The following is a 12,793-nucleotide window of genomic DNA, read 5'->3' as shown; positions in this document are numbered from 1 at the left end:
CGCTTCCATAGCGGCACCGAATGGTCCAGCGCCAACCCCCCAAGAGCAGGCACGAGCAGCACGACTATGTGCCTCGTGCGCGGTCCTCAGCCCTTGCAGGAGCTACGCAATCGCAGCCGGCGAGAACGACGGCGTGGGGGGCCCACCCCGCTCGACCTGGATACACACCGCCAACGCTCCCGAGCCGCCTGACCGGCGCCAGGCGCCGCACACGGGCACCCACCACCCGATAGGGGGTCTCGGTTTATAGAAATCGCCGCCTGGCCCCCGCCGCGGTAGAAGCGCGTATGACGTCCCAAAATGCAAGTACCCCTTGTTGTGGATAAGTCCTGTAAATCTCAGAATTGTAAGGGTGCCGGGCGAGCATGGATGCAATGAAGCAGGAGCTCGCCTCCTCCGCGCCGGTTCGTGTTGATATAACGCGCGTGCCCTCAGGGGAGCTTCGATGAAGGCAGTTTGCAGGGGTTGTCAGCGGGGAACGGTTGACAGCCTGCAAGGCACCGAGACTTGCACCAACCTCCCGAGTTCGACGAGATATCGGCTACCGTTCAGGATGAGGGGAACGGCAATTCCTAGATGGCGGGGAACGATGGTTGCAACGTGGATGGTACGGCTCGGAACTGGTGGATCAAACGCCGAGGAGCTGATTGAGACGGGTTACCTCGGGGTGGACTACATCGGTGACTACGACATCCGCCCGCACCTAGGCCAAGGGTCTGAGGCCTTTCGTAAGGCGATGAGTCCCGTGTTTCTGGGCATGTACCCCGACAAGACGAAGGTCGCCGCTGGTCGCGCTATGGGCAACTTGCACGCGGCAACCCAAACAATGCAGGTCGGTGACCTCGTCCTTGCTCCGACCGGCACTTCGAACATCCAGTACAACTACGGGGTTGTGTCATCGGATTATGAATTTCACCTTGGTAAAGTCCAGCCCCACCGCCGGCGCGTCGAATGGAAAGGCTCTTTCAGTCGCGAACTGATGAGTCCAAACCTGCGCGCAGCCGCCGCCAACCCTCAGACCGTCTCGAAGTTCGCCCCAGCACATGCCGGCGAACTTGCCGAGCTCACCGGCGTAACCGACGTGGCAAACCTCCAGGCCTTAGTTCCTGAGGAGGTCCCAGCGGAGGTACAGGACCCGCTGGCGTTCCAGATGGAGAAGCAACTCGAGGATTTCCTGGTGCATAACTGGCGCAGCACCGTGCTGGGACGCGACTACAACATCTACGCCACCGAGGAAGAGGGCGTGATTGGTCAGCAGTACCGAACTGATACTGGCCCCATGGACATCCTCGCCATCAGCAAGGACAAGTCCCGGCTGTTGGTCGTCGAGCTCAAACGGGGGCGAGCCAGCGACGTCGTCGTCGGACAAATACAGCGTTACATGGGGTTCGCTCAGGCGGAACTCGCTGAGCCCGGACAAACCGTCGAGGGCGTCATCATCGCTCAAGATGACGACGCCAGAATACGCCGCGCCCTGCTTGTGGCACCGCGGATCCGCTTTATGAGATACCGCGTCGAGTTCCATCTCGAGCTTTAGGCTGCGAGGAGGCTGCGGGACTTGAGCTGGCGGAGGGCAGCGGCCTCTGAAGCGGGAAATTCGACGCTCACGGCGACGGCAAGACTGGGCCCTTTCGGCTACTCGTCCGGAGAGAGACGACACTGTTGAACTCCGACCGTTAGTAGCGGCAGCCTCCTGAACAGTCCATAAAATGAGCGGGCTGAGACCTGCCAACGCCTCTCACACCGGGAGGAACTCGCTACCCTGATTACGGACGGCGTAGCGGGCGGAAGCCTCACCCTGACAGACCCTATTACCCTCGCCGGACCAGAAGAAGGAACTGCATAATGCCCCCGAAGTTGAAGGTGGACCTCGCCCCGTCCACCATGAAGGAACTCAAGGACACCCTCTGGAAGGCGGCGGACAAACTCCGCGGCTCGATGGATGCCTCGCAGTACAAGGATGTAATCCTGGGGCTGGTGTTCCTGAAGTATGTATCGGACGCGTTCGAGGAGCGGCGGGGCCAGATCCAGGCCGAGCTGGAGGCAGAAGGGCTCAACAAGGAGCAGCTCGCCCAGCTGATCGACGACGTGGACGAGTACACCGGCCGCGGCGTGTTCTGGGTATCGCCCCGGGCGCGCTGGACCTACCTGGCGGAGCACGCCAAAGGCCTGGACGCGGTGGACGGTGCAGCGCCCAAATCTATCGGGCTGCTGATCGATGAAGCCATGGAGCTCATCATGCAGGACAACAAGAGCCTGGCCGCCACGCTCCCCAAGATCTACAACCGGGACAACGTGGACCAGCGCCGCCTCGGTGAACTGCTCGACCTGTTCAACTCTGCTCGCTTCACCGGCCAGGGCGCCAGCAAGGCGCGCGACCTACTGGGCGAGGTGTATGAATACTTCCTGGAGAAGTTCGCCAAGGCCGAGGGTAAGCGCGGTGGCGAGTTCTACACCCCAGCAGGCGTAGTCCGCGTGCTGGTTGAGGTGCTGGAGCCACACCGCGGCCGGGTTTACGATCCCTGCTGCGGTTCTGGCGGCATGTTCGTCCAGGCCGAAAAGTTCCTGGCCGCGCACCACCTCGAGGGCTCAGACATTTCCGTTTATGGCCAGGAGCTCAACGAGCGCACCTGGCGTATGGCCAAGATGAACCTGGCCATCCACGGCCTGAACGCCAACTTGGCCTCCCGCTGGGGCGACACATTCGCCCGCGACCAGCACCCGGAACTGACCGGGAACAACGGCGCAGACTTCATCATGGCCAACCCGCCGTTCAACATCAAGGACTGGGCCCGCTCCGAGTCCGACCCCCGCTGGAAATACGGCGTTCCGCCAGCCGGCAACGCCAACTACGCCTGGATCCAGCACATCATCTCCAAGCTGGCACCCGGCGGCAGCGCCGGCGTGGTTATGGCCAACGGCTCCATGTCCTCCAACTCCGGCGGCGAGGGCGAAATCCGCGCCCAACTGGTGGAAGCCGACCTCGTGTCCTGCATGGTGGCGCTGCCCACGCAGCTGTTCCGCAGCACGGGTATCCCGGTGTGCACTTGGTTCTTCGCGAAGGACAAGACAGCAGGCCCCCGCGGCTCCGTGGACCGGACAGGAAAGGTGCTTTTCATCGACGCGCGGAACCTGGGCTACATGGTGGACCGCGCCGAGCGTGCCCTGTCCGACGACGCATCGCCAAGATCGCCAACACCTACCACGCCTGGCGCGGCACCGCCTCTGCAGGTGAGGCGGGGCTGATGTATAACGACGAGGCCGGCTTCTGCTATTCGGCCAGCCTCGCGGAGGTCAAGGCTGTGGACTACGCGCTGACACCTGGGCGGTACGTCGGGGCGGCTGACGTGGATGACGACGGCGAGCCGATCAAGGAGAAGATCGCCCGGCTATCAAAGGAGCTGTTTGAGCAGTTCGAGGAGTCCGAGCGACTGGCGGCTGTTGTGCGCGAGCAGCTGGGGAGGGTCCTGTGAGCACCGATTTTCAGACAAAGATTTCAGACGTATGCCAATTAGGTGACGGCGCTCACGCCAGCGTCACTCGCGTTTTGGCAGGCGTCCCGTATCTCACTTCGAAGAACATCGGTAAGGGGGAACTCAAGCCGGACCAGATGGACTTCATTTCAGAGGAGGATTACGACCGGCTCTTTCCTCCCGCCTCGAAGGCCATTACCAGGCTTCATGCGGGCGATGTACTCACCGGGATAATTGGTACGTTCAGTAACTCATACGTGTACAAGGCCTCGGACTTGTTTGGAATATCAAGTGCGATAGCGATTCTGCGGCCCGACCAATCTCGCCTGCACCCGCAATACTTGTACTACCACCTGAATACGCCACACATTCAGTCACTGAAAGAGTCTGTAGCTTCAGGTTCGGTACAGGGCTACACAAACTTGACGGTTCTGGGAAGCTTGCCAATTCGCTTGCCCCCGCTACCAGATCAGCAAGCGATCGCGGAAGTACTGGGCGCCCTCGACGACAAGATCGTCGCCAACACCAAGCTCGTCGCACTTGCAGACGAACTAGCTGCTTCACTGACTCGGTTTGCTCTCGACATGACCGAATCCGTTGCGTTATCCGAAATTGCCGACATAGTCATGGGTTCCTCGCCCTCGGGCGCAAGTTTCAACGAGACGGGTGAGGGCACCGTCTTCTATCAGGGAGTCCGAGACTTCGGGGTTCGATTCCCAAGCAACCGAGTTTGGACCACTGCCCCTGTCCGGCTGGCTATGCCTGGCGACACACTTCTGAGTGTCCGAGCCCCCGTTGGCCGTGTCAATCTTGCAACGGAAGAGACATGCATAGGACGTGGTGTGGCCTCAGTGCGTTCATCTCATCACCAACCCTTCACCGTCTTTCATCTCCTCAAGGACTCACACGAGGCTTGGGCACCGTTCGAGGCTGAAGGCACCGTGTTCGGATCCATCAACAAGGGCCAACTGGCTTCTCTCCAGGTGCCGCGGCTGAAGCCTGAGCACGGATTGCTACTGGAGACAAAGCTGGCACCACTTGAGCGCACCATTGCCTCGGCGCTGTCAGAGAACTCGAATCTCGCCGCTTCCCGCGACGCGCTCCTCCCTCAGCTCATGTCCGGAAAGCTTCGGCTAAAGGAGGCGGAGAAGGCGTTGGAGGCCGCGGGGGTGTAGACGCAATGCGAAATTTGTAGGCACCTGGGGATAGTCCCTCGAAGCCTGAGTAAGCTGAACTGCAAATCGATTGTGGGGGAATCACCTTGACAGCACCAGCAGTAGCCTTTTCGGAAGCAGACTGGGAAGGCGTGGCGAAGGAGCGACTCGGCGAACTGGGCTGGAAGCCCCTGGAGGGCCAGGCAATTGCGCCAGGCACCGGGGAACGCGAGTCCTGGTCCGAGCTTCTGATCCGGCCGCGCCTCCTTGCCGCCCTCCAACGCCTCAACCCGGCGGTCCCCGCCCAGTACCTCCAACAGGCCCTGGCGGAAATAGCATCGCCCACGTCGAATGACGCCCTGGCCGAGAACCACCGCATCCACAACTGCCTCGTCGACGGCTACCGGCTGACCTACATCGACTCCGACGGCAACGAAGCCAACCCCACCATCCGGCTGCTCACCCAGGCGCCTGATCAAAACGACTGGCTCGCCGTCAACCAGGTCACGCTAATTCAGGGCGATCACAAGCGGCGCTTCGACATCGTTCTCTACTGCAACGGCATGCCCGTCAGCATCATCGAACTCAAGAAAGCCGGCAGCGCCCACGCCGACCTCCCCGGCGCCCACGCCCAGCTCCAGACCTACCTCCGCGATTTCCCCACGGCGTTCCGCTTCTGCGTCTTCACGCTCGCCAGCGACGGAATCCAGGCCAAGTACGGAACGCCGTTCACACCCTTCAACCACTTCTCACCGTGGAACGTAGACGACGACGGCGTCCCCGTCCCCTCGGGTTACATGGTTGACGGCGATGCCGTCACCGCCCTGGACACCGCACTGGACGGCCTCTACAACCAGGAACGTTTCCTCCAGCTCGTCCGCAACTTCACGGCCTTCGACCAAGGCTCCGCCGGGTTGGCAAAACGTATCGCCAAACCCCACCAGTACTACGCCGTCACCAAAGCCGTGGCTAGCACTATCCAAGCGGTGGAAAGCAACGGCAAGGCCGGAGTTGTCTGGCATACCCAGGGGTCCGGCAAGTCCATGGAAATGGAGCTGTATGCCAACATGGTCGCCCGCCAGCCGAAACTGAAGAACCCGACCGTCGTGGTCATCACCGACCGGAACGAACTCGACGGGCAGCTGTTCGAGAGCTTCGACCACAGCCTGCTCCTGGCAGAATCGCCGAAGCAGGTCAGGAAGCGGTTCGAGCTGCGGGACGAGCTGAGCAACAGGACCACGGGCGGCATCTACTTCACTACGCTCCAAAAATTCGGCCGCAGCAAGTCAGAGAAGGACGCCGGCGCAGACCACCCACTGCTGTCCGACCGTCGCAACATCATCGTGGTAGTGGACGAGGCACACCGCTCCCACTACGACGACCTGGACGGCTACGCGCGGCACCTCCGCGACGCGCTTCCCTATGCCACCCTCATCGCCTTTACGGGTACACCGATTTCCTTCGATGACAGGAACACCCAGGACGTCTTCGGCGACTACATCGACATCTACGACCTCTCCCGGGCGGTGGAAGACGGTGCGACCGTGCCCGTGTACTTCGAGCCGCGCCTCATCAAGGTAGGACTTTCCGAAAGTGTCACGGAAGAGGACTTGGACAAGTCCGCCGACGAACTGACCCTCGGCCTGGACGATACGGAACGTGCGCGCATCGAGGCCAGCGTCGCCGTCGTCAACGCTGTCTATGGTGCGCCGCAGCGCATCGCAGCGCTGGCCGAGGACTTGGTGGCGCACTGGGAGAACCGGCGCGAGCGGATGGGCAAGTTCATCGAGGCGCCGGGCAAGGCGATGATCGTGGGCGGGACGCGGGATATCTGCGCCAAGCTGTACTCCGCAATTGTGGAGCTGCGCCCGGACTGGCATTCGGAGGACCTATCCAAGGGCAAGATCAAGGTGGTCTATTCAGGTGACGCGACTGACGTGCCGCCGGTGTCCGACCATGTGCGCCGGGACTCGCTGAACGCGCAGGTCAAGGAGCGCCTCAAGAATGTCGACGACGAGCTGGAGCTGGTGATCGTCAAGGACATGATGCTTACCGGCTACGACTCTCCTCCGCTGCACACCCTGTACCTGGACCGCCCGCTCAAGGGCGCGCTGCTGATGCAGACACTGGCCCGCGTGAACCGCACGTTCCGCGGCAAGGAGGACGGCCTGCTGGTGGCGTACGCACCGCTGGCGGAGAACCTGGCAAAGGCGCTGGGTGAATACACGCAGTCGGACCGGGCAAACAAGCCGGTCGGCAAAAACGTCGACGAGGCCGTTCACTTGACCGTCTCCCTGGTTGAAAATCTTCGGTCCCTGCTTGCCGGTTATGACTGGAAGACCGAGCTGATGAAGGGCGGACCAAAGTCCTTCCTAAACGCCGTGACGGGCGCCGTCAGTCACCTGCGGAATCCTGCTACGCCAGGCAACCAGCCCGCGGACGGTGAAGAGTCACTCGCAGCGAAGTACCGCAAGTTCACCAGCCAGCTGTCCCGCGCGTGGGCACTGTGCTCCGGCTCAGAGACGCTTTCCGAACTGCGTCCGGAAATTCAGGTCTACGAGGAAATTCGTGTCTGGATGGCGAAGTACGACGCCGCAGACCGTCAGGCGAGCGGGGAACCTGTACCCGAGGAAATCCAGCGATTGCTCGGGAATCTGATTGCCTCGGCAACGTCCTCCGGGGAGGTGTTGGACATCTACGACGCCGCCGGCATGCCGAAACCCTCTTTAGATGACCTCACGCCCGAGTTCATCGCCAAGACCCAGCAGGCCCGAAACCCGCAGCTCGCCATCGAGGCGCTGCGGAAACTGATTGCCGATGAGTCAGCATCTTCCACCCGGAACAACATAATCCGGCAACGGGCATTCTCTGAGCGGATCACCGAGCTGATGAAAAGATACACGAACCAGCAGCTGACGTCAGCTGAAGTAATTGCTGAGCTCGTGGAACTGGCCCGCGAGGTGGCCGCGGAAGGTAAACGCGGGGAGCACTTCACTCCGCCGCTGAACTCGGACGAACTCGCCTTCTATGACGCCGTTGCCCAGAACGAGTCCGCAGTGGAAATCCAGGGCGAAGGAGTGCTGGCCGATATTGCCCGGGAACTGGTCTCAGTGATGCGCCGGGACGTTAGAACCGACTGGACCGTGCGCGACGACGTTCGAGCGAAGCTAAGGTCCTCAATCAAACGCCTGCTGGTGCGTTTCGGTTATCCACCGGACAAGCAACCCGAGGCTATTAAGCTAGTCATGGAACAGATGGAGTCCATGGCGCCGCGGTTCACGGAGGCCCGGAAGTGACTGCGGAATCCGTAATAGGAAGCAAGCGTAAACTACTGGTTGCCCGCAATTTCCGAGCTTCTGACGGTGCCAAACTAAAGCGCCTCATGCTGGCGTCCCAGACGTGGATCAATCGCAGGGTGGATACGCTCAAACTGGGCGCGGAAGGTCCTACTCGAAGAACGGTGTCGTTGGATGTAACGGTGCCGAAAGGATTGGCCATCTCTGGTTCCAAGGGGCATATCCTGATCCCGCTGGCTCTTATCGCAAAGGATCGCCTGCGGGATGTAGACACCGCCGACCAGAACGGGAAGACACTCCCCATTCTGGGTACAAAGGACAACAGCTCGTTAGCGCGGGAGCTTCTTTTGAACGTCGTTCCTGATTGGATGCGCATAGATCGGAAGCTAAGAGCCGAGTGTCAAACACACATCGACAGGCTCGTGAGCGCCAGCTCACGCAAGAGTCCTGAACTCGCTTCATTCGATTCATGGATTTCCGATGTGTCTCTCCGCCAAGGAAGGGAACAAGACGCCGATCTCGCCGTCTTCGCGGCCTTAGCGCGGCAGCTTTCTGAAAATTTCTTGCTGATTGTAGAGGTGGATGAGGCCGTCCTGGGAAGTAGAACAATTCTGAAGTATTCCCACGACTTAGACACCCCCGCAGTGAACGGAGGAGCAGAAACCGCAGGCTTCGGCCTCCGGATTGCTGATTTCGGTTTCGCAGCGAGTCAGCACGTTGAGGTGCAAGTCCCCGCAGGGCTTGCTATCGAGTCAATGTACGTAGTTGAACTTGATCCTGCCGGCGAACCTGTGGACTTTGACTTCGATGTAGCGGACGTAGAACGCACGATTAGCCATGTTGCCCTTACTCCGGGCTCTAGGTTTAGCACCGGTGAATTGAGGGTGGACGTAGTTCCAGCACGACGGGGCATCTACTGGTTCGCGAGTGTGGCCGTTCCCATGGTGTTTGTCGTAGTGCTGTTTGCTTGGATCGAGAAACTCGATATCCTCCATATCGTTGCGAACGATTTCGATATACCCTCCCCATCCGTATCGCTGTTCCTGACCGGTCCGGCCATCCTTCTGTCGTGGATGGCAAGAACTCCTGAGCACACGCTGACTGGGACTCTTCTTAGCCCACTGCGGTACATGTTCATACTCTCGTCACTGTCACTGATCCTGATGGCTGCTGCAGCCGCAATTCCTCTCGTCCCGATTGCATGGGAGATCTTGTGGATCACCGCCGGTGTGCTACAAGTGAGTGCATTCTTGTGGTTGATTGCTTTCAAGCTGAATTTTCCAATCAGCAATTTGTTCAGGCTCCGCCGCACCGTCGCGGCAGATTGAAGCTACGATGTATACCACAGGAGACAGGGAACATGGCTAATTTCAAACGCGTACGTAAGCTCCGTGACCTTCCGGAGAACGACCTGAAGGTCATGCTTGAGCGGGTCCGAGAAGCGGAGTTCACTATTGATACTGGCGCGAGTTCGGTCGGGCGTCCCAATACGCTGAAGAGTACGGAGTCAGCTCGGGGGGTTGTAGATCGGGTACTGCAAAACAAGAAGATGCCGTCCCACCGTCACGCGTGAAATCGAGCTCGAAAAGACCTGAGAGTTAATCCAACGGTTGCAGGGCCGATAAGTGTTCACCGGCCCTGCTGTCCAACTGCCCAGGATCCGGAGGCGCCAATCTCCAAGTTTTTCGGCTCCCAGGAGACCTTACCCCTGTCGCTTGCCGGGATCGTCCGAGTGGCGTCTTCATTGAGGTTGAGCAGGCGCGAACTGGTTCGGAGGCGGCCACCTAAGATACGAGCGTTGACAAGCATCGGACCTCCTTTGTCTAGAGCTACTACTTAGTCAATCCATTGGAAGTAGGCAGAATGAGCGGTGCGTTTCCTGAGATTCCACTCCCACTGGTGCGGTTACTAACCTCCCCGCACGTTGCTCAACGCGCGTTCTCTTGGCCCAAAGGGCGCTGGACTACTTGGCTGTCCAGCATCGAGGGCGCCGGAGAACTCCTCGATGCTCTTCCAGATGCGGTCGACCGACAAGTCACCGCCACCGCGGTAGAGGCACGTGTACGCCGAGGCGCTTTCTCTGAAGCGTTCATTTCATGCATGGTCTGGGGCCATGGTTACTCCGGGTATGGCCCCTACCGTACCGCCTGTATCCTCAGCGGAAGCGCGAAGCCGGCAGGCAAACCGGTCGACGCCACTGTCGTCAATCGGCTGGAAACGTCCATTGAACGCTTCAACGCTGACGGCCCCGTTGAAGCCTACCGCTACCTCAACAACAAAGGACACATCCGCGGATTGGGGCCTGCGTTCTTTACCAAGTGGCTCTACTTCATCTCGGCAGGCAACACCCCATACGGAGCACAAGCAGCTCCAGTGCTCGATGAACTGATCACTGCCTGGCTCAGAAACAATGTGTCGGTCTCCCTGAGGTATGCCAAGACAAACGACTATGCCAGGTACGTTGAGCTGCTTGAACACTGGGGCAAGACTCACGGGCGCTCACGTGTGCATGTCGAAGAAGCGATATTCCGCCTCATCCGCAACGACGGCGTCTAGCGACTACATTCACGACGATGCTCAAAAGGATCCCGTGCTGGGAAGAGGCTATTCAGCAAACCAACCTCATCGGACGTACAACCTCAGCCTGCAGAGCCCTGGGGACAAGGCAGAAATGCATGCGTTGCTCAGCATGTTGAGCGAACTGGTCTAAGAAGAATTGCCGACCGAACCTTTCCGCCGAGCGATCAGAATGGAGGTGTATTTGGGTCAATGGGGATCAGAGTGTGATCAGGATGAGTAATCGATCCCATTCGCCTCGTCGTAAACCGTGCCCTGCATCGCTCCAGCGCGTAGTCCCACAACCTCTCGCTAATCCACTCAGGCCTTTCGGGTGGTTTCACTGTCGAGCTCCTCGTCATGAGGTCAACCTGCCGCGGGAACTCCGCACGTGGGAGTACATAGTCCCGTTCAGGGCATTCAAGCCCTTGATCAGTAAGGAATAAACCGTCGTCGATCACTGCAGCGAGCCTGCCTTGGAGACCAAAGACCGCGTCGGAATCCTCCCTCTGAGCCTTCATGGCCAGATTCAGTGCGTTGACGAGCTTCTCTAGGGCACTACTCCACGGAGCTTCCTTGCCGAACCCCCAAGCCTTTTTAGTCGTGAGCTTCTCCATCAGTGCGATGGCGACATCGTTGAACGGAGCAGAAGCGGGCCAGGTCATGAACGCCCGATCCTCCTCTGTCTCGACCATAACGCGCAATATCCCTTCTTCGGGCTGGGAGGTGACTTGAGGATGGAGAGCCAATGACACCGTGAACTCGCCGGGTATACATGTACCCTCCACGGTGATTTGGTCATGGTCTAAAGCCCGCATACTTCTGGCGCTCTTCATGCCAGCTAGAACCGACTCGTACGTGAACTCTGAGAGGGCATCCAGGATGTGATCCTGTTCTCTGATCCGCGCCTGAACTCCTCTATTAATCTGCCCTTGCAGTTCCTCGAACCGAGTCTCGAACTTCTCAGAAACATTGGCCGTTGCGTCCTTGGTTGCCTGCTCCGCGACGTCATCTCTGACTTCCCGCACGGCTTTTCGAACTTGCGGCTCAAAGGTGAGCAGAATGCCGGCTGAGAAGAAACCCGTGCCGAAGTTGGTGCATATGGACTGCAGAACTGCCAGATCATCCGACACCATGATGCTCCAAGGGAAGATATCTTTGGTGCCGTGGAGCCCCACGAGCAAGCGCAAAAAAAAGCTTCCCAGAGTTAGCCCGCATCCGACTACTAACAGGGTTATGATCCACTTCCAATGCGGTCGTTGAAGTTCTGGTTCCTTCGACGTTCCACCTTCTGTCTGAACAGCCACAGAGGAAACCCTATAGCTAATATTCCCGCACAAAGGTTGGCAAACGCTGCTTCGCGAGCGCTGCGCGGTCGTCCGTTTCTGGGATACGGTGCGTAGGATCTGGATTGGGTGCAAGAGTTGGGTCGATGTGCCTCCCGCCCACTTGAGCACGGCACGATCTTCCGCTTCGCGGCTGTCCCGTGCTCAAGGTTGAGTGATCAGAGCAAACGAGACAGTAGCCTTCGTAAGGCGACTGAAAACCATTGTTTGCTCATAGCTGCACCGGCTGGTTCGGTAGATCTAGCAAAACCGGTCATCCGAAGGATGTCGGATGCACCGAGCGGATCGGCGGACTCAGTGGGACGATTCAGCACGGATGCGATTCTGGCTGTGTTCTCCGCCAGCTTCTTAATCGATTCATCAATCGACTTGATGCGTCCCTTAGTTGACGTGGACGACACCGAAACGGTCGTTAGCTTCAGGGAATCCATCGTTAGCGGAAAGGAATCCTTCAACCTTCTACTACCACGACCTCGATAACTGACATGGACTGTGAAGTCGTCCGGTAGAGGTTCACGGTTCACAAGCATTTCAGCCCCGACGTTCCTCCCCAACCACCAAACGTTTGACAGCTCTTGGCCCGGATTGAGAACGGGTGTCGGCCTGCTGTATCGGCGGATGATGAACTGAGCGAACCGTTGATCCACGTGCTCGGGCAGGTCAAGTTCCGGTTCAAAACGAACGGTGACATCTCTAGCCGGGGTCGAACCCAGATTAGTGAGCACTAGGTCAGCTGCTTGATCGTTATCAATAGCGGGCCGAAGCTCTGCGGTCACCATAGGTTGAGACCTGGCTCGACTGTCGAAAGCCGCTGAAACGAGAGCCACCATAGCGACGAGGGCCTGTCAGCGATGGTCGAAAAGTGAGCCGTTTTGTGGGTTGAAAAGTGAGCCACTTTGACCCTGGTTATTCTGCCGTATTTTCCGGTCTTGTCGAGGGTAGGGACTCTGCCTGGGTGTGTTTGAGGC

Annotated in this window: 8 protein-coding genes and 1 pseudogene; 7 read left to right on the top strand and 2 right to left on the bottom strand. The window is 59.2% G+C overall.

Annotation, left to right across the window (positions count from 1 at the left end):
* Positions 1-7: 7 nt before the first annotated feature.
* The 7 genes and pseudogenes from AC4D1W_RS08760 (at position 8) to AC4D1W_RS08730 (ending at position 10,479) form a co-directional block, all read left to right on the top strand.
* The gene (locus AC4D1W_RS08760) at positions 8-250 is read left to right on the top strand and encodes a WhiB family transcriptional regulator (RefSeq protein ID WP_490898680.1); all 243 of its coding nucleotides are present in this window, start codon (positions 8-10) and stop codon (positions 248-250) included.
* Between the two features lie 339 nt (positions 251-589).
* A complete protein-coding gene (locus tag AC4D1W_RS08755; protein ID WP_490898507.1) occupies positions 590-1,537 on the top strand; it encodes an endonuclease NucS domain-containing protein in 948 nt (315 codons plus the stop codon).
* 308 nt (positions 1,538-1,845) lie between these two features.
* Positions 1,846-3,473: pseudogene (locus tag AC4D1W_RS08750) on the top strand (class I SAM-dependent DNA methyltransferase).
* A complete protein-coding gene (locus AC4D1W_RS08745; RefSeq protein ID WP_490898506.1) occupies positions 3,470-4,648 on the top strand; it encodes a restriction endonuclease subunit S in 1,179 nt (392 codons plus the stop codon). The pseudogene AC4D1W_RS08750 and the gene AC4D1W_RS08745 overlap by 4 nt, the downstream one beginning before the upstream one ends.
* An 86-nt stretch (positions 4,649-4,734) precedes the next feature.
* On the top strand, positions 4,735-7,923 hold the full coding sequence (locus tag AC4D1W_RS08740; protein WP_490898505.1) for a type I restriction endonuclease subunit R: 3,189 nt from the start codon (positions 4,735-4,737) through the stop codon (positions 7,921-7,923).
* On the top strand, positions 7,920-9,251 hold the full coding sequence (locus AC4D1W_RS08735; protein WP_490898504.1) for a hypothetical protein: 1,332 nt from the start codon (positions 7,920-7,922) through the stop codon (positions 9,249-9,251). The genes AC4D1W_RS08740 and AC4D1W_RS08735 overlap by 4 nt, the downstream gene beginning before the upstream one ends.
* Positions 9,252-9,786: 535 nt before the next feature.
* On the top strand, positions 9,787-10,479 hold the full coding sequence (locus tag AC4D1W_RS08730; protein WP_490898503.1) for an 8-oxoguanine DNA glycosylase OGG fold protein: 693 nt from the start codon (positions 9,787-9,789) through the stop codon (positions 10,477-10,479).
* Between the two features lie 188 nt (positions 10,480-10,667).
* Here the strand turns inward: AC4D1W_RS08730 and AC4D1W_RS08725 are convergent, their stop codons facing one another.
* Together AC4D1W_RS08725 and AC4D1W_RS08720 are read right to left on the bottom strand one after the other, a co-directional pair.
* Positions 10,668-11,786: a hypothetical protein gene (locus AC4D1W_RS08725; protein WP_490898502.1), complete on the bottom strand. Its 1,119-nt coding sequence runs from the start codon at positions 11,784-11,786 to the stop codon at positions 10,668-10,670.
* 197 nt (positions 11,787-11,983) lie between these two features.
* Positions 11,984-12,655, bottom strand: coding sequence for a DUF8453 domain-containing protein (locus tag AC4D1W_RS08720; RefSeq protein ID WP_490898501.1), 672 nt, complete (start codon positions 12,653-12,655; stop codon positions 11,984-11,986).
* Between the last annotated feature and the right edge of the window lie 138 nt (positions 12,656-12,793).

This window comes from Arthrobacter sp. TJ-170 (assembly GCF_058269305.1).
Note: the sequence above shows the minus strand (reverse complement) of the source record. Positions and strands in the feature narration are given on the sequence as shown.

Coding starts and splice junctions, on each gene's coding strand:
- AC4D1W_RS08755 (WP_490898507.1), top strand. CDS start 590: ATGGTTGCAACGTGGATGGTACGGCTCGGAACTGGTGGATCAAACGCC.
- AC4D1W_RS08730 (WP_490898503.1), top strand. CDS start 9,787: ATGAGCGGTGCGTTTCCTGAGATTCCACTCCCACTGGTGCGGTTACTA.
- AC4D1W_RS08720 (WP_490898501.1), bottom strand. CDS start 12,655: ATGGTGGCTCTCGTTTCAGCGGCTTTCGACAGTCGAGCCAGGTCTCAA.